Genomic DNA, 17181 nt, shown 5'->3' on the forward strand with positions numbered 1-17181 from the left:
TAAAATGAAAACAAACGTTATTTACATTAAAAACATGGTTTGCCCACGTTGTATTGACGTGGTAAAAGAAATTTGTGAAGATTTAAAAATATCTGTTAAGGATATTCAATTAGGTAAATTAGAAAGTAATTTAGAAATAAATAATACGCTAAAATTATTGTTGAGTGCACGTTTAAAGGAAAGAGGTTTTGAACTTTTAGAAGATAAAAGTCAAAAAATGATTACTCAGATAAAAGCGTTAATTGTAGCTCAAATTCATCATTCTAAAGAACCTTTAACCATTAATTTTTCTGATTATATTGCTGATAAATTACAACATGAATATGCTTCTCTTAGCAGACTTTTTTCTTCTGTAGAAGGAATTACTATTGAGAAATTTATTTTAAAGCAAAAAATAGAACACGTAAAAGAACTTCTTTTTTACAAAGAATATACGTTATCGGAAATTGCCTTTCAAATGAATTATAGCAGTGTGGCACACCTTTCTGCTCAGTTTAAAAAAGAAACAGGCATGTCTCCTTCTCAGTTTAAAAAGATGAAAGACCCCAATCATCAACCGTTAGATAGTCTTTAAAGTTAAAAATCATTATGGCATAATTATACAAATGATAGTAGGAATTGTGTAACCTTTTATGCAAACAGTAACTGTATTTTTGTGATACAATAAATTGATGATAGCATGAAAGAACAATATAAAGTTTCTGGTATGACCTGTGCTTCGTGTGCAATTAGTATAGAAACCTATTTAAAACCACAGAAAGGTATTTTGGAAGTTGCTGTAAATTACCCAAATCAATCGGTAACCATAAAGTACGATGAAAATACTATTTCACTTGAAACAATTTCTAAAAAAGTAAAGGAAATAGGTTTTAAACTAATTACAGGAAATAGGAAAGACACTAAAAAGGAGTTTGAAATATTAGAGAAAAAAAGATTGATTTCCCTTAAAAGGAAGTTGATTTTCGCTGCTATATTTTCTGTACCTATTTTTATCATGTCTATGTTTCTTATGGGAAAAATACCTTATGAAAACTGGATTATGATGCTACTTGCACTGCCTGTTTTATTTTATAGTGGATCAGAATTTTATACGATTGCTTGGAAAAGGTTAAAGAAGTTTTCCACAAATATGGATACACTTGTGGCATTAAGTACCGGAATTGCATTTTTATTCAGTGTTTTTAATACCATAAATCCGCAATATTTTTTAAGTAAAGGACTTGTGCCGCATGTGTATTTTGAATCGGCAGTAATTATTATAACCCTAATTCTATTAGGACGTTTTTTTGAAGAAAAAGCCAAAAGTAAAACATCTTCAGCCATTAAGAAATTAATGGGTTTACAACCTAAAAAAGTAACAGCTATTAGAAATGGAGAAGAAAAAGTAATTACGTATGATGAAATTTTAAAAGGAGAACTGATCATTTTAAAACCAGGAGATAAAATTCCTGTAGATGGAAAAGTAAAAAAAGGAATCTCTTTTATTGATGAAAGCATGATTTCTGGAGAACCGATTCCTGTTGAAAAAATAAAAGGAAGTAAAGTGTTTGCTGGTACCATTAATCAAAAAGGATCTTTAAGAATTATTGCCAATAAAATTGGTGATGAAACTTTACTTTCTCAAATAATTAAATTAGTAGAAGAAGCGCAATCTAGCAAACCAACCATTCAAAAAATGGCAGATAAAATTGCAGGAATTTTTGTTCCGGTTGTAATTAGTTTGGCTTTAATTACTGCTGTTTTATGGTATTTCTTAGGTCCAGAACCATCATTAACGTACGCATTACTAGCGCCAATTACGGTTCTAATAATTGCTTGTCCGTGTGCGCTAGGTTTGGCAACGCCAACAGCTTTAATGGTAGGAATAGGAAAAGGAGCACAGCAAGGAATTTTAATTAAAGACGCACAAGCGCTAGAAACAGCATATAAAATTGATACTTTAATTTTAGATAAAACAGGTACTATAACAGAAGGGAAACCAAAAGTAACCGATTTAATTTGGGATAAAAACACTTCATCCACCGAATTACAAAAAGTAGTTTTGGCGATAGAAACACAGTCAGAACATCCTATTGCAGAAGCAATTGTAGCTTATTTAAAAGAGTTAGATACTAAAAGTGTTGCTATCGATTCTTTCTTAAGTATCACTGGTTTAGGCGCAGAAGCAAAATTTAATGAAGAACTCTATTACATAGGTAATGAAAGTTTAATGCTTCAAAAGGATATTACAATTCCGATTGATTTAAACACAAAAGCAAACGAATTAAAAATAGAAGCTAAAACGGTCGTTTATGTAGCGCATCAAAATAATGTTGTGGGTATTATTGCAGTGGCCGATAAAGTAAAAGAAACAACACTTGCAGCCATTCAAAAATTACAGCAAATGGGTATCGATATATACATGCTTACGGGTGATAATGAACAAACGGCAAAAGCTATTTCCAACAAAGTTGGGATAAAAAAATATAAAGCCAATGTAATGCCAGCAGATAAAGGTGCTTTTGTTAAAGAACTACAAGCACAGGGAAAAATTGTAGCAATGGCGGGAGACGGAATAAACGATTCTCATGCATTGGCACAAGCAAATGTTGGTATTGCCATGGGAAGCGGAACAGATATTGCTATGGAAAGTGCTGGAATTACCTTAATGCATTCCGATTTAAAACAGATTTCTAAAGCCATTTTATTGTCTAAAGAAACGATGAAAACTATAAAACAGAACTTATTCTGGGCATTTATTTATAATATTATTGCAATACCAATTGCTGCAGGAGCGTTATATCCTATCAATGGTTTTTTATTAAACCCAATGATTGCGGGTGCAGCCATGTCTATGAGTTCTATTTCTGTACTCTCTAACAGTTTAAGATTAAAAAATAAAAAATTAAATTAAAAATAAAAATTATGACAACCGTAAAATACAAAACAAATATTCATTGTGGTAGCTGCATTAAATCTGTAACACCTGTGCTAAACGATTTAGATAACTTAGATTTTTGGAAAGTAGATTTAGAGCATGATGATAAAGTTTTAGAAGTAAAATTAGATGATGAAGATAAAGAGAGTGTTTTAAAAGCTGTTAAAAGTGCTGGTTTTGAAATTGAAGAAATTCAATAAATAAGTAGTTTGCACAAACATCTTTATTATAATTTACATATTATAAAGCTCAAAACACTAATTTATGGTGTTTTGAGCTTTACTTTTTTTAGTATTAAATTTCAAGCTGAAGGAAATTGTAAAGAACAATATCTCTTATAAAAATAGGTGTGTTTTTATAAGAGTTACAGAAAGGTATAATAGTAAGATATCTATTGTAATACTGGAGAAGTAATTCATTTACCAAAGAAAATAAGCTGATTTGAAGTCTGAGAAATTTCTTTAGATTGATTCAAAAAGGTTTTATGTAATAGATATTAAAAACCAAGACGGGATGCGTAATTTTTGATAGGTATGAGTTTGATGCTTTTTTTATGACTCTAAAGGAGGTGAGTGATTAAATACAGATAATGAGGGGGTATAATAAATTAAATATTAGTTATTCAAAAAATTAAACCTCTAAAAATTGAATTGAATTTCAGTTTTAGAGGTTTTTATTTAGATTATATTATAAAATTTAATTTTTTTCAAGTCCATATTCACCGGATATAGAACGGATAATTCTATCATTAGAACGCAGTCTCATTGATAGTAATGCTATATCCATTACAACATCATTATTAGAGTACTTAAATATTTTTTCTTGTGCACTTTTAGAACGCTTATAGTTTGCTGAAAATCTATTTTTCCATTCAGTTTCATATTCACTTAAAAAATTGATATTTTGTTCTTGTAAAGATTTATGTATAGCCTTGCTTGCCATTATAGCCGCTTCAAAAATAAACTTGTAACCTTCTCCAACAATAGGGTTTACTTGAGAAACACTATCACCTACACAAACTAAGTTATTAATTACAAATTTTTCTAAGACGGGGGTAATTGGTACGCTAGCACCTTCTACTTTGTCATTATCTTTTCTAACTAATTTTTTAATTAATGGTAAGTTTAAAACCTCATTTAACCTAGGTTTTAAATTTTTTATAATGGCTTCATTGTAGGTTCCAAAACCAATAATTGCTCTTTTATTTTTTAATGGAAAAATCCACCCATAACCACCTTGATAATCTTTACCACTTAAAAGATACATTTTATTTGATTCTCCTAAATACTCAACATTATATTCAACTCCAGTTGCTAGTTTTCCTTTCTTTTGTCTTAATCCTATTTTTTTACTAATAATTCCATTTGTACCAGATGCGTCCACAATAATTTTTCCAAAATATTGGTTTTCATTTTTATCTGTAACACAGGTAAATAGCCCCGCATCATCTTTTAAAACATCTTTAATATGAACTTCAGTTTTTATGGTTACGTAGTTTGTGTCTAAAGAATTAATAAGTTCTTCATGCAGTTTCTTTTTGTCTAAAACATACATATTAATGTTTTTAATTTCTCTTTTTACCCTTTTAGATTGAAAAACGAGTGTATCTATTTGTTGTGCTACAACTTCTGTAGATAAATTGAAATCTTCTAAATTTATAAAACTACCAAGTGTGTTAAAAGAAAACTCTAATAAATTATCTTTTCTATCTAAAATAAGTGTTTTTTGTTTAAAATTACCAAGCTCTCTAGCTAACATTAAACCAGCAGTACCACCACCAACAATAACTACATCAAAATTATTCATAGACTTTTAAATATTGGTGTAAAATAATTCTATTTTAATTATAATAAAAATAAAATAGATAAAATAAAGATTTTAATATATGAGTTTTATAGAGTGCTAGTTTGTTTATAGTTAGTAGTTTAAATGAGTTCTTAGATACTAGTTATTTTTTAATGTAACGTTAGTTTTTGTTCTTATGGAAGAAGGAGAGGTTAAGTATTAAAATTAGATTATAGAACCGTTTTAAAAAGTGATTTTACTTTTTTTTAAGGTTTAATAATAAATAGAATTTATATGAGTCTTTTGTTTTTAAATAAAGTGAACAAACAAGTTTAGCCCTGATTGAAACGACATCCTTTTTTTAGGGACGAAAAAAAAGATATAGTGGAAAGCAGGAAATAGCTTCTAAAAAAGAATTTTAAATTACTTCCAATTAATTTTAATAAATCGGTTGTTTTTTACAAATTCTGTCGGTATTTTATTTAAAACCTCTAATCGAATAGCGTCTATTAAATGGTCTTTTGCTAAAGAATGATGTATTGCTATACTAACTTCTCTGATCGGTTTTGGATCTTCGAAATTAATATGACAACCAATGTCGTTTTTATTAATCGCCATTTCGGGTACTAAGGTAAATCCGCCATAATTATCTACCATCTTTTTTAAAGCTTCTATAGAACCACTTTGAAATTGAATACTTTTTGGGTTTGTGTTTTTAGAGCAAATCTTTAAAACCTGATTTCTAAAACAATGTCCGCTTTTTAACAGCCAAATATTATCTAAATTTTCTATTTCTTTTGCAGAAACTACTTTTTTATCTTCCGGAAACTGTCCTTTTTGTCCGTAAAACACAAATGGTTCGTTGTATAATTTTATTTCTCTTATAAAAGATTCGTTAAGCGGAGTTACTAAAATACCAATGTGAATTTCTTTATTTTTTAATGCAGCAATAATGTTTTCTGTCTGCATTTCTTCGATAATTAATGTGGTGTTTGGGTATTTTTCTGAAAATGAACCAGAAATTAATGGAATTAAATAGGGAGAAACAGTGGGGATAATTCCTATTTTATAAACACCGTTCATACTATCTAATTCGGTATTTACCATGTTTTTTAACTCGCTAACTTCCCTTAATATTACTTTAATTTTATTAATAAATACTTCGCCCAAATTTGTGGGTTTAAATGGAGATTTACTTTTATCGAAGATAGAAAAACCAATTTCGTCTTCTAACTTTTTAACTTGAATTGTAATTGTTGGTTGGGTAACAAAACATTTTTCGGCAGCTTTTACAAAATGCCTATAGGTGTCTAGGGCAATTACATATTCTAATTGTTGGAGGGTCATGTTATATTGATTTTAGTAATACAAGGATATAAACTATTAATTTGATTTATGAGAGGGGCTGATTGATATTTGTACTTTAATTATAAATAAAATCAATTACAAATGAAAACACGATTAATAACATTTATCGCTTTATCTGTAGCCCTTTTTGGATTTGCACAAAATAATAGCGGCAAAAACACAATTACAACAAATGGAGGAGTTCCTGTTGGTGACAATCAAAATTCTAAAACGGTAGGCGAGTACGGACCTGTTTTATTAGAAGATATTCATTTAATAGAAAAGTTAGCGGCTTTTGATAGAGAAAGAACTCCAGAAAGGGTAGTGCACCCAAGAGGAGCAGGAGCGTCTGGTTACTTTGAAGCAACAAAAGATATGTCTGATTACACTAGAGCTGTATTATTTGCAGAAGCAGGAAAAAAGACGGATTTAGCCGTTCGTTTTTCTACCGTAATTCACGGAAAAGGTTCTCCAGAAACAGCAAGAGATCCTAGAGGTTTTGCTGTAAAATTTTATACAGAACAAGGTAATTATGATATTGTTGGTAACAATTTACCTGTCTTTTTTATTAGAGATGCTATTAAATTTCCAGATATGGTGCATTCTTTAAAACCTTCTCCAGTAACGAATAAGCAAGATCCTAATCGTTTTTTCGATTTCTTTTCTCATCAACCAGAATCTACACATCTAATTACGAGATTGTATACAGATTTAGGAACTCCAAAAGGCTACCAATATATGAACGGAAGTAGTGTACATGGTTATAAATGGATTAATAAAGCCGGTAAAGTAACCTATGTAAAGTATTCTTGGGTTTCTAAACAAGGAGAAAAAAACTTAACAGCAGAAGAAGCAACGATACAACAAGGTAAAGATTGGCAACATGCAACGGTAAGTTTACGTAAAGATATTGCTGATAAAAATTATCCTCAATGGGATTTATATGTGCAATTGATAAAGCCAGAAGATATGCATTCTTTTAATTTTTGGCCTTTAGATGCTACCAAAGATTGGCCAGCAGATAAGATTGAAAAGATTAAGATTGGTACCATGACTTTAAACCAAAACCCAGTAAATTATTTTGAACAAGTAGAGAGTATTGCTTTTTCTCCGGCTGCTTTAATACCAGGTGTAGAACCTTCTGAAGATAAACTTTTACAAGGAAGATTGTTTTCTTATTTTGATACGCAAAGACATAGATTAGGACCTAATTTTCAGCAATTAGAAATTAATAAGCCTTTAAAAAATCCTAATAATTATAATTCTGATGGTTGGTTAAGTGCCGGAAACAAAAGATTTGAAAACCCAGATGTAAATTACCAACCAAGTAGTAGATCTTCTTTAGTTGAAGACCCACAATATAAACAAGTGGAAACTACACTAACAAACGTAACAATTACACAAAAAGAGATTTCTAAAACAAATGATTTTGCACAAGTAGGAGATTTTTATAGATCGCTTTCTAAGCAACAACAAGATAATTTAATTAAAAATTTAAAAGGAGATTTAGGTCAGGTTACTGATAAAAAGATTCAAATGAAAATGATTACTTATTTCTATAAAGCAGATAAAGAGTATGGAATGAGAGTAGCAAAGTCTCTTGGTTTTTCTGCAAAAGATTTTATGAACCACTAAGTAAATAACAAAACAAATTACAAAGAGGAAGTTTAAGCTTCCTCTTTGTAAATTACATATATTATGAAACAACTTACATTTATTTTAATTCTAATTTTATCATCTACTATTTCTGCTCAGTCTATTTTTGATGCTTCTAGAAATGGTGATTTAGATAAAATTAAAGCTCTTTATACTTTAGACAATAATGTTATAAACACAGCAGATACTAAAGGTTTTACTCCTTTAATTTTATCGGCTTATAATAACCAACTAAAAGTTGTTGCTTTTTTATTAGAAAAAGGAGTTGCCGTAGAAGCTAAAGATGCATCTGGTAACACAGCTTTAATGGGCGTTTGTTTTAAAGGATCTATTTCTATTGTTAAAATATTGATAGAAAATGGAGCAGAAGTTAATGCACAAAATTATAACGGAGCAACTGCTTTAATTTATGCAAGTACTTTTGGTCATACAGAAATTGTAAAATATTTATTGGCTAATAATGCTGATAAAAATTTAACAGATAATAGAGGAAATACTGCTTTAAAACATGCGGTTATGCAAGGAAATACCGCTGTGATAGCACTTTTAAATAAGTAATTAAATATTTTAGCTTTTAATAAAATGAATAAACAAGCTTAGTCCTTATTGAAACGACATCCTTTTTTAATAGAGAAAACTGCTTTTAGCAGAAATCTCTATTGAAAAAGATATTGTTTTTTTGACTTTGCTTAAGATAAATTATAAGCAGTAAACAGCTTTTAAAAGAATATTTAATATAAGGCATATTCAATTTCTTCTTCCTCTACAATTACTGGAAATAATTTTTCTGCCTCCGCTAAATCTTCAATATTATCTACTTCATACCAAGGTTTTTTATCGAAAGAAACGGCTTCTAATTGTAATTTTTGTTCATCTACCAAATCAGAAAAAACAGTTTCATAATAAGAATTTACACTTCCTTCTTCAATATATTGATTTAGTTTTTTACTAACTTCTTGCCAAGAATCTAATGAGAAACTATAAATATTTACCGTTTTATAACGTGTTTCTGAATATGCTTCTGTAGTGCCTGCTTGAAACTGAATTACCTTATTTTGGTTGTTAATCGTTACTGTGGTTCCGTTAAGCCAAGGTTGCATTTTTGCTACAGCCATTCTATCTGGATACACCATATTGGTTAGTAAGGATGTTTCTAAAACCAAGTCGCTTTCTATTAAAACAAACGATTCTTTAATGCTATTACGCGCCATCCAAAGTGAGTAAATATTGTTGGTGGTTTTGTATAACGGACTGTGTACATACTCAATATTTAAACCTTCTTTTTGATTACCTAAAAAGTCTACAATACATTCTTGTTTGTAACCTGTTACAATGATAAGACGTGTAAAACCTTGTGCTGTTAAATTGGTAACCAAACGCGCCAACATCGATTTTTCATTGACTAAGGTTAAGCATTTTGGAGCGTCTTTAGTGATAGGAAAAAGGCGACTTCCGGTTCCGGCAGCAAGTAATAAAGCTGTAGTAATTCTATTATTGTTGGTGTTCTTTTCAGAAGTATTCGTCATGTAATATTAATTAGGGGATACTATCAAAAAAAAACATAAAAGCATTTTTAAAAGCTTTTATGTTTACTAAATTGAATGATTTAATATTTTGTTTATAGATAATTTAAAGAACATTTATAAAGTCTATTAATGTAATAATTGACTTGTATAATTGTTTATTTAAAATCCTTTTTTGGCAAATTTACTATCCTAAGTTGAATGGTACTATTTATTTTTAACAATTTATTAAATAAAAAAATCATTTTCTAAAAGGCGTAAAAAAACCTCTAATTACCTATTTGATATCAGTAAAATAGAGGTTTTATTAGTTTATGAAATAGTTATTTATACTAATTTCTTTGCATTTTTAACTTTTTGCTTTGTAAGTGCAATTTCTATTACTTCTTTCATTTCTGTAACATAATGGAAAGTCATACCTTTTAAGTAGCTTTCTTTTATTTCTAAAATATCTTTTTCGTTTTCTTTACACAGAATAATTTCTTTAATATTGGCTCTTTTAGCAGCTAATATTTTTTCTTTAATTCCGCCAACTGGTAACACTTTTCCACGTAAAGTAATTTCGCCAGTCATGGCTAATTTGTTTTTAATTTTACGTTGTGTAAAAGAAGAAACCAAAGAAGTCAACATAGTTATACCTGCACTTGGTCCGTCTTTTGGTGTTGCGCCTTCTGGTACGTGAATGTGTACATTATATTTTTCTAGAATTTCTTGTTTAATACCAAATTCTTCTGCATTCGATTTTATGTATTGCAAAGCAATCGTTGCAGATTCTTTCATCACATTTCCTAAATTACCTGTAATAGAAAGATTTCCTTTTCCTTTAGATAAAATAGATTCTATAAATAAAATATCTCCACCAACGCTTGTCCAAGCTAATCCAGTAACTACACCAGCAACTTCATTATTCTCGAATTTATCTCTAAACCTTGGAGTTCCTAAGATTTTTTCTATTTTTTCTGAAGAAATAGCAATGTCATATTCCTCTTCTAAAGCGATAGATTTTGCAGCAAAACGAACCACTTTTGCAATTTTCTTTTCTAAACCACGTACTCCAGACTCTCTTGTATAACCTTCTACAATTTGCTCTAATTGTTTTTTACCTAACTTTAAATGTGCAGTTGCTAAACCATGCTCTTTTAATTGTTTTGGTAATAAATGTCTTTTAGCAATTTCTATTTTTTCTTCAATTGTATATCCAGTAACATTTATAATTTCCATTCTATCGCGCAAAGCCCAAGGAATTTGGCCTAAGTTATTCGCGGTAGCAATAAAAAGTATTTTAGATAAATCGTAACCAACCTCTAAATAATTATCGTAAAAAGATTCATTTTGTTCAGGATCTAAAACCTCTAACATTGCAGAAGAAGGATCTCCTTGATGACTGTTACTTAGTTTATCAATTTCATCTAAAACAAAAACAGGATTCGAAGTTCCAGCTTTTTTTAAGTTCTGAATTAAACGCCCTGGCATAGCACCAATATATGTTTTTCTGTGTCCTCTAATTTCTGCTTCATCACGCAAACCACCTAAAGACATACGTATATATTTACGTCCTAATGCTTCTGCTACAGATTTCCCTAAAGAAGTTTTACCAACTCCCGGAGGTCCGTATAAACAGATAATTGGCGATTTCATATCTCCTCTTAACTTTAAAACGGCTAAGTGTTCTATAATTCTTTCTTTTACTTCTTCTAAACCAAAATGATCTCTATCTAAAACCTTAGTAGCAAATTTTAAGTCGAATTTATCTTTTGAGTAAATTCCCCAAGGTAACTCTAGCAACAATTCTAAATAGCTTCTCTGAACACCATATTCAGCAGCTTGCGGATTCATTCTTTTTAATCGATTTAACTCTTTTTCAAAAGTTTCACCAACTTCTTTGCTCCATTTTTTAGTTTTAGCCTGCTTGCGCATTTCTTCTAACTCTTCGTCATTAGAAACACCACCTAATTCATCTTGAATGGTTTTTAATTGCTGATTTAAATAATATTCACGTTGTTGTTGGTCTAAATCTTCACGAGTTTTAGACTGAATATCATTACGTAATTTTAATTTCTGAAGCTCTTTGTTTAGGTTTTTCAACGCTAATAAAGCACGTTCTTTTAGATTGTCTTTTTCTAAAATGACTTGTTTCTGAGCTACTGATAAATCCATGTTAGATGAAATGAAATTCACCAAAAACGAATCTGATTTTATATTTTTAATAGCAAAAGAAGCTTCACTAGGTAACATTGGGTTTTCCTTAATTACCTCTAAAGCTTGTTCTTTAATAGACTCTATAATTGCTTCAAATTCTTTTTCGTCATCTACACTTCTGTCTTCTAACGCTTCTTTTACCGTTGCTTTTAAATACGGTTTGTCTTGAATTATTGCATCGATCTCGAAACGTTTTTTACCTTGAATGATAACGGTTGTGTTACCATCGGGCATTTTTAAAACACGTAAAATTTGCGCAACAACACCAGTTGTATGAATGTCTTTTAAAGTAGGTTCTTCTTCGTCTTCATTTCTTTGCGCAACCACTCCAATTACTTTATCGCCTTTGTTAGCGTCTTTTATTAATTGAATAGAAGCATCTCTACCTGCTGTAATTGGTATTACAACACCAGGAAACAATACGGTGTTTCTTAAAGGTAAAATGGATAAAACTTCTGGAACGCTTTCCTTATTAATAATTTCCTCATCTTCTGGAGTCATTAACGGAATTAATTCAGAATCTTCATTCAACATACTATGTAGCGACATATTGTCTAAATGCATTATTTTTGGTTTGCTCATCTGTTATATCTCTGTCATACTGACATTGATTCTTAAAAAGTTTAAGATCAATATCAATTCGTTGTTTTTAGTTTATTGATAATCAAGAAGGTAATAATATTTTTTCTTAATCTCTAATATATAAAAACAATTGTTATGCCAAGGTTAAAATAGTTTAGATTCCTTTTAAAGTATTTAACTTATTATAATTTTAGTAAATTTGATTGAATAAAATAATTAATTTCCAATTTTGAAAGATACAAGTCATCATGATGAACGTATTGCAAATATGAATTTTTTTTCTGTGTATCCTCATTATGTAACAAAAGTGGAAAAAAAGGGAAGAAGTATCGCTGAATTACACGAAGTAATTGAATGGTTAACTGGTTATAATGAAAAAGAGTTAAAAGAACTGATAGTTACTGAAGTTACCTTTGAAACTTTTTTTAAAAATGCAACATTACATCCAAATGTACATTTGATAAAGGGTGTGATTTGTGGCTATAGAGTAGAGGAGATAGAGAATTCTTTAACACAGCAAGTTCGTTATTTAGATAAATTAGTTGATGAGTTAGCGAAGGGGAAAAAGATGGAAAAGATACTAAGGCAAGCGCCTAAAAAATAGTATAAAGTGTAGTCACAATTTTGCCTTTTCCGTCTTCTAAGGTATAAGACAATAATTCTTTTTCTTCTTTAACCTTCATATTAAAAGGTGTCGCTAATAAGTCAATTCCGCTTTTCTTTTTAATTCGGATTCCCTGTCCAGAAATAATATCTTTATTAGGAATAAAATCATCACAAGGAAGATGTTCTGTAAGAATAACATATTTATAATTTGTTAATTTCTCTACAACACTTAGTACTTCTGCATTAGATAAATGTTGCAAAACTTGCCTTAAAATAATACAATCTCCTATTGGTAAATTATCCGTAGCAATATCTAAACATTCAAATTTTAAATTATCTGCTTTAAAGTTTTCTTTATTGTGTTTTATCAATTCTAAGACAATATCTATAGCCGTATATTTTTGAGTAAGTTTTACAAAGTTTTTACCAATATTAAAATCTCCACATCCTAAATCTAAAACAGTAATTTGGCTTTTAAAAGAAGTTAAAAAAGAACTAATAGTTTTTATATAAGGTGCTATTATTTCTGGTTGATGAGAGCCCGAACCAGAATAAAACTCAGCGTTGTTGCTTCCCCAAAGATTCATTTCGTAAACTTGTTCCATTGCCTTTTTTGTTGGCCAAGGTTTCTTTGTTTTTTTATCCATAGAAATTTAAAGTAAAACACGCACAATTATTAGGGTTCAAATGTAACAACAAATACTTAAAAATGGATCTCACATAAAAAAAGAGTATTTTTATTTTTGCAAACTGTCACAAATTAAAAAGAATGTAGTCTATAGAATACAAACGTTTTATTGGAAACTAATCAACCACATATAACCAACCTTATAAAACGCTGCAAAAAGTCGGATAAAAACGCGCAATTAGATTTGTATAAAGCATATTACCATGCAATGTACAATACTGCTTATCGCATTTTAAAAGACAGTTTTGAGGCGGAAGATATTATGCAAGAAGCGTTTTTAACGGTTTTTACAAAGATGGACAGTTATAAGGGGGAAGTTACTTTTGGTGCTTGGTTAAAGAGAATTGTAATTAATAAAAGTTTAACGCAGTTAAAGAAAAATAACCGATATGAAGAAGTAAAGATGGAAGTTGTTTCTATAGATGAAGTAGATGAAGAAGAGATTGACTATACCGGTTTAAAAGCAAAAAACGTTTTGACTTGTTTACAAAGTTTAAAAGAAAATTACAGATTGGTATTAACTTTGCATTTAATAGAAGGATATGATTATGAAGAAATTTCACAGATTTTAGATTATTCAAATGAAAATGTAAGAACCACTGTTTCTAGAGCAAAAAAGAAATTAAAGCAAGTGTTACTTGCAGAAAATAGCAAAGTACAAGCGTATGGAAGATAAATTAAATCAATTTTTTTCTGAAAAGGATTTCGATTTTCAAGAACCACATGCGGGGCATTTAGACCGTTTTGAACGAAAACTAAATCATTCAACAAAAAAAAATAAAACTTCTTGGACATGGATGTCTGTAGCAGCTTCTATAGTTTTGGTTGTTGGTTTTTGGTTGGGGTCTAGTCATCAAAAAAGACAATTAGATTTGGCAGATGTTTCTCCTAAGATGGAAGAAGTACAGACTTATTTTGTATCAACAATTTATCAAGAATTACAAACTTTAGAAAAAAATAGAAGTTTAGATACAGAAAAAATTATAGAGAATGCTTTAGAGGAGTTAGAAGAGTTAGAAGATGTATATGCTACTTTTGTGAAGGAATTGAACAAAAATGGTAAGCAAATAAAAGTTATTAGTGCTATGATTAAAAATTATCAGCAACGTTTATCTGTATTAGAAAACACTTTAAAACAGATAGAACAAGTTAAAAATCTTAATTTAGAAAAGAATGAAACCTATCTATAAAATTACATTATTATTTCTTTTAATTCCCTTATTAACGTCTGCTAATATTGATACAAAGAAACATGAAAAAAATAAGGTTATTACTAAATTTTTTAATGTAAATACAGATGCTAAGCTAATTATAAACAATAAGTACGGCAATTTAAACATTACAACTTGGGATAAAAATAGGGTAGAAATTGAAGTAACGATTACTATACAAGGTGATGACTTAGATGATGTTAACGAAAAACTTTCTACGATAGATGTTGCTTTTAATTCAAATTCTTCTTTAGTAGAAGCGAGAACAATTATTGACAACCAAAAAAGTGCTTGGTCTTGGTGGGGGAAAAGTAAAAAAATTAATTATAAAATTAATTATGTTGTTAAAATGCCAAGGTCTAACTCCGTAAATTTAAATAATGTGTATGGTGATATTTACCTAGATATTTTAGATGGAAGCGCAGCTATTAATTGCAATTATGGCAAGGTTTCTATTGGAAATTTATCAGCAGTAAATAATAATATTAACTTAGAGTATTGCACAACTTCAAATATTAATTATATGAAAGAAGGGGTTGTGAAAAGTGATTATTCTAAACTAAATATAGGAACATCAGGAAATATAAAAATAAACGCAAAGTATTCTACTGTAAAAATAGAAAATGCTGTAAATGTAGCTTTTAATTGCGATTACGGTTCTATGTATATTGAGGAGGCAGAAGAAATAAAAGGAAATTCAGATTATTTAAGTATGCAATTTGGTACTGTAAAGAAAAATTTATTTATAGAAACAGATTATGGATCTTTAACCGTTAAAAACTTAGTAAAAGGTTTCCAAAACGTGGTGGTAAATGCAGAATATGCAGGTGTAAATATTGGTGTAGATTCAGATGCAGTTTTCGAATTTGAAATAGATTTACAATATGCAGATTTTAATAGAAATGAGAATAATATAGTGTTTTCTAAAAATATTTCTAAGTCAACAGATAAATATTACGAGGGTAAATTTGGAATTGGAAAAAGTAACTCTAAACTTAAAGTTAAATCTCAGTACGGAGGGGTTACTATTAAATAGATTTCTAATAAAAAAAATAAAATAAAAACAACGATTATGAACAAGAAAATACTTTTAACAAGCTTAATTTTAACGGTCAGTTTTACTATAAATGCACAAAATTGGTTTGGAAGCAGTAAACAAATAAAAGGAAACGGAAATTTGATTACGCTAACGAAAACTACAGAAACGTATAAAAGTATTTCTATAGGTGGATCTTTTGATGTAATTCTTGTTAAAGGGAAAGAAGGTAAAATAACTTTAGAGGGAGAAGAAAATATACTTCCTTTTATAGAAACTGAAGTTTCTGACGGCACTTTAAAAGTAAAGTTTAAGAACAATACAAATATTAGTACCACTAAAAAACTAACAGTAACAGTGCCTTATATAGATATTGAAAGTGTTGCTTTGGGCGGTTCTGGAAACATTTTAAGTGAAAGTTTAATTAAGGCAAACAATTTTAGTATTAGTTTAGGTGGTTCTGGAAACATAACTTTAAAAGTTGATGCGAACAATATTAAAGCTGCTATTGGTGGTTCTGGAAATATGAACTTAGAAGGTAGTTGTAACGAGTTTACTTGTTCTATTGCTGGTTCTGGAGACATTAGTGCGTACGGTTTACAAACGGATGAGATTTATGTAAATGTTGCTGGTTCGGGTAGTGTAAAAACGAGCGTAAGTTCTAAAATTGAAGCAAAATTAGTAGGTTCTGGTAATGTTTATTACAAAGGAAACCCTGCAAAAGTTAATAGTAAATCGGTTGGTTCTGGAAGTGTGGTTGATAAAAATTAAATTACCACCAAACTAAAAATATTTTAATAAGCTCGCCATTTTGTTTTTTCAACCAGCAAAGTGGTGAGAATTTTCTTTGCAAATATTCTTCGGCAACAAGGCTAAAACCTTCAAAATTTAACCAAGCAACATTTTTATGAGGAATAGAAATCCAATCTTTTTTATTTGGGATAAAGAACTTACAATCTTTAAATTGTTCTAACTCGTTTTTGTTGATGTAAAAACCAGCAATACAAGTTTGATTTAATGTTGATAACTCAAGATTTTTATCAGAAAAAGGAATAAATAATTGTCCTTTAAAATAAACTTCTTGTTCTATTTCTGAAGCTTTTAAATTAATGGTTTTTAAATACAATATACATTCATTAGAGTAGAGAAGAGGCAGTTGTTTGTCTTTTAGTTTATCTAATTTTTCTACTAAAGAATCTTTTCTATTCGGACCAATAAAATGTTCTACTTCTGTTTTTCCTACAGAAGAATCATATAAATAAAACTTATAAATAACTTCTAAATGAATTGGTTTTTCATCTCTTAACAAGACGCAATCTAACTCACCTAGCGTAATTTTTTCTTTCTGAATTTGAATATTCTCACAAATAATAGAAATCGATTTTTCTTGTGCTAATTGATAAGAAACAAAACGTTCTATATATTTACCTAAACGTAGTTTTTCATTGATGTCTATATCAATTTTTGTTGATTTCAATTCAATTTTAAATTGATGTAAGCCACAAACAGTATTGCCTTTCCACAAACAATGTGTTTGTAAAAATCCTTCATACCTTTTCTGAATATCTTTTGTTTTTTGATGCATATATAAGACACAAATTTAAATTAATTTAATGCTAAGCACACAAATA

Annotated in this window: 16 protein-coding genes; 10 read left to right on the plus strand and 6 right to left on the minus strand. The window is 29.3% G+C overall.

Translation table 11 applies throughout. The features are described from left to right. The first annotated feature begins 4 nt into the window (after window positions 1-4). The 3 genes from GQS58_RS07875 (at window position 5) to GQS58_RS07885 (ending at window position 3117) form a co-directional block, all read left to right on the plus strand. Complete coding sequence (locus tag GQS58_RS07875; protein ID WP_166384603.1) at window positions 5-574, plus strand: helix-turn-helix domain-containing protein; 570 nt, start codon at window positions 5-7, stop codon at window positions 572-574. A gap of 105 nt (window positions 575-679) precedes the next feature. Further along, the gene (locus GQS58_RS07880; RefSeq protein WP_205860406.1) at window positions 680-2893 is read left to right on the plus strand and encodes a heavy metal translocating P-type ATPase; all 2214 of its coding nucleotides are present in this window, start codon (window positions 680-682) and stop codon (window positions 2891-2893) included. An 11-nt stretch (window positions 2894-2904) separates the two neighbouring features. Further along, window positions 2905-3117 (plus strand): heavy-metal-associated domain-containing protein, encoded by a 213-nt coding sequence (locus GQS58_RS07885; RefSeq protein WP_166384605.1) that lies wholly within the window; start codon window positions 2905-2907, stop codon window positions 3115-3117. 496 nt (window positions 3118-3613) lie between these two features. Here the strand turns inward: GQS58_RS07885 and GQS58_RS07890 are convergent, their stop codons facing one another. Both GQS58_RS07890 and GQS58_RS07895 read right to left on the minus strand, forming a co-directional pair. Further along, entirely contained in the window at window positions 3614-4723 is a 1110-nt protein-coding gene (locus GQS58_RS07890) for an NAD(P)/FAD-dependent oxidoreductase (RefSeq protein WP_166384607.1), read from the minus strand. Between the two features lie 402 nt (window positions 4724-5125). Continuing rightward, a complete protein-coding gene (locus GQS58_RS07895) occupies window positions 5126-6049 on the minus strand; it encodes a LysR substrate-binding domain-containing protein (RefSeq protein WP_166384609.1) in 924 nt (307 codons plus the stop codon). A gap of 102 nt (window positions 6050-6151) precedes the next feature. Between GQS58_RS07895 and GQS58_RS07900 the strand changes: the two genes are divergently transcribed. Further along, on the plus strand, window positions 6152-7684 hold the full coding sequence (locus GQS58_RS07900) for a catalase (protein WP_166384611.1): 1533 nt from the start codon (window positions 6152-6154) through the stop codon (window positions 7682-7684). A 63-nt stretch (window positions 7685-7747) separates the two neighbouring features. Further along, the gene (locus GQS58_RS07905; protein WP_166384613.1) at window positions 7748-8263 is read left to right on the plus strand and encodes an ankyrin repeat domain-containing protein; all 516 of its coding nucleotides are present in this window, start codon (window positions 7748-7750) and stop codon (window positions 8261-8263) included. Window positions 8264-8436: 173 nt separating this feature from the next. On the opposite strand, the gene GQS58_RS07910 is transcribed toward GQS58_RS07905, so the two are convergent. Together GQS58_RS07910 and lon are read right to left on the minus strand one after the other, a co-directional pair. Next, the gene (locus GQS58_RS07910; RefSeq protein WP_166384615.1) at window positions 8437-9231 is read right to left on the minus strand and encodes a phosphocholine cytidylyltransferase family protein; all 795 of its coding nucleotides are present in this window, start codon (window positions 9229-9231) and stop codon (window positions 8437-8439) included. 324 nt (window positions 9232-9555) lie between these two features. Continuing rightward, window positions 9556-12009 carry an endopeptidase La gene (lon, locus tag GQS58_RS07915; protein ID WP_166384616.1) on the minus strand — a complete coding sequence of 818 codons (2454 nt, stop codon included), beginning with the start codon at window positions 12007-12009 and terminating at the stop codon, window positions 9556-9558. Between the two features lie 229 nt (window positions 12010-12238). Between lon and GQS58_RS07920 the strand changes: the two genes are divergently transcribed. After that, window positions 12239-12613 (plus strand): DUF2200 domain-containing protein, encoded by a 375-nt coding sequence (locus tag GQS58_RS07920; protein WP_166384618.1) that lies wholly within the window; start codon window positions 12239-12241, stop codon window positions 12611-12613. Here the strand turns inward: GQS58_RS07920 and GQS58_RS07925 are convergent. Further along, window positions 12603-13262 carry a class I SAM-dependent methyltransferase gene (locus GQS58_RS07925; RefSeq protein WP_166384620.1) on the minus strand — a complete coding sequence of 220 codons (660 nt, stop codon included), beginning with the start codon at window positions 13260-13262 and terminating at the stop codon, window positions 12603-12605. The two genes, GQS58_RS07920 and GQS58_RS07925, sit on opposite strands and share 11 nt — an antisense overlap. 150 nt (window positions 13263-13412) lie before the next feature. On the opposite strand from GQS58_RS07925, the gene GQS58_RS07930 reads away from it, so the two are divergent. From GQS58_RS07930 to GQS58_RS07945, 4 genes are read left to right on the plus strand one after another with little or no spacing between them, the layout of a single operon-like run. Then, window positions 13413-13979, plus strand: coding sequence for an RNA polymerase sigma factor (locus tag GQS58_RS07930; protein WP_166384622.1), 567 nt, complete (start codon window positions 13413-13415; stop codon window positions 13977-13979). After that, a complete protein-coding gene (locus tag GQS58_RS07935) occupies window positions 13969-14493 on the plus strand; it encodes a hypothetical protein (protein ID WP_166384624.1) in 525 nt (174 codons plus the stop codon). The genes GQS58_RS07930 and GQS58_RS07935 overlap by 11 nt, the downstream gene beginning before the upstream one ends. Continuing rightward, a complete protein-coding gene (locus GQS58_RS07940; protein WP_166384626.1) occupies window positions 14477-15550 on the plus strand; it encodes a hypothetical protein in 1074 nt (357 codons plus the stop codon). The genes GQS58_RS07935 and GQS58_RS07940 overlap by 17 nt, the downstream gene beginning before the upstream one ends. A 36-nt stretch (window positions 15551-15586) precedes the next feature. Then, window positions 15587-16321: a head GIN domain-containing protein gene (locus GQS58_RS07945; protein WP_166384628.1), complete on the plus strand. Its 735-nt coding sequence runs from the start codon at window positions 15587-15589 to the stop codon at window positions 16319-16321. 1 nt (window position 16322) lies between these two features. On the opposite strand, the gene GQS58_RS07950 is transcribed toward GQS58_RS07945, so the two are convergent. Next, the gene (locus GQS58_RS07950) at window positions 16323-17135 is read right to left on the minus strand and encodes a DUF1853 family protein (protein WP_166384630.1); all 813 of its coding nucleotides are present in this window, start codon (window positions 17133-17135) and stop codon (window positions 16323-16325) included. Window positions 17136-17181: the final 46 nt, after the last annotated feature.

This window comes from Polaribacter sp. 11A2H, assembly GCF_011379025.1.
GTDB lineage: Bacteria > Bacteroidota > Bacteroidia > Flavobacteriales > Flavobacteriaceae > Polaribacter.

What these genes read in the sequence shown, in the direction of transcription:
- GQS58_RS07875 (WP_166384603.1), top strand. Translation starts at nt 5, where the DNA reads ATGAAAACAAACGTTATTTACATTAAAAACATGGTTTGCCCACGTTGT.
- GQS58_RS07880 (WP_205860406.1), top strand. Translation starts at nt 680, where the DNA reads ATGAAAGAACAATATAAAGTTTCTGGTATGACCTGTGCTTCGTGTGCA.
- GQS58_RS07885 (WP_166384605.1), top strand. Translation starts at nt 2,905, where the DNA reads ATGACAACCGTAAAATACAAAACAAATATTCATTGTGGTAGCTGCATT.
- GQS58_RS07890 (WP_166384607.1), bottom strand. Translation starts at nt 4,723, where the DNA reads ATGAATAATTTTGATGTAGTTATTGTTGGTGGTGGTACTGCTGGTTTA.
- GQS58_RS07895 (WP_166384609.1), bottom strand. Translation starts at nt 6,049, where the DNA reads ATGACCCTCCAACAATTAGAATATGTAATTGCCCTAGACACCTATAGG.
- GQS58_RS07900 (WP_166384611.1), top strand. Translation starts at nt 6,152, where the DNA reads ATGAAAACACGATTAATAACATTTATCGCTTTATCTGTAGCCCTTTTT.
- GQS58_RS07905 (WP_166384613.1), top strand. Translation starts at nt 7,748, where the DNA reads ATGAAACAACTTACATTTATTTTAATTCTAATTTTATCATCTACTATT.
- GQS58_RS07910 (WP_166384615.1), bottom strand. Translation starts at nt 9,231, where the DNA reads ATGACGAATACTTCTGAAAAGAACACCAACAATAATAGAATTACTACA.
- lon (WP_166384616.1), bottom strand. Translation starts at nt 12,009, where the DNA reads ATGAGCAAACCAAAAATAATGCATTTAGACAATATGTCGCTACATAGT.
- GQS58_RS07925 (WP_166384620.1), bottom strand. Translation starts at nt 13,262, where the DNA reads ATGGATAAAAAAACAAAGAAACCTTGGCCAACAAAAAAGGCAATGGAA.
- GQS58_RS07935 (WP_166384624.1), top strand. Translation starts at nt 13,969, where the DNA reads ATGGAAGATAAATTAAATCAATTTTTTTCTGAAAAGGATTTCGATTTT.
- GQS58_RS07940 (WP_166384626.1), top strand. Translation starts at nt 14,477, where the DNA reads ATGAAACCTATCTATAAAATTACATTATTATTTCTTTTAATTCCCTTA.
- GQS58_RS07945 (WP_166384628.1), top strand. Translation starts at nt 15,587, where the DNA reads ATGAACAAGAAAATACTTTTAACAAGCTTAATTTTAACGGTCAGTTTT.
- GQS58_RS07950 (WP_166384630.1), bottom strand. Translation starts at nt 17,135, where the DNA reads ATGCATCAAAAAACAAAAGATATTCAGAAAAGGTATGAAGGATTTTTA.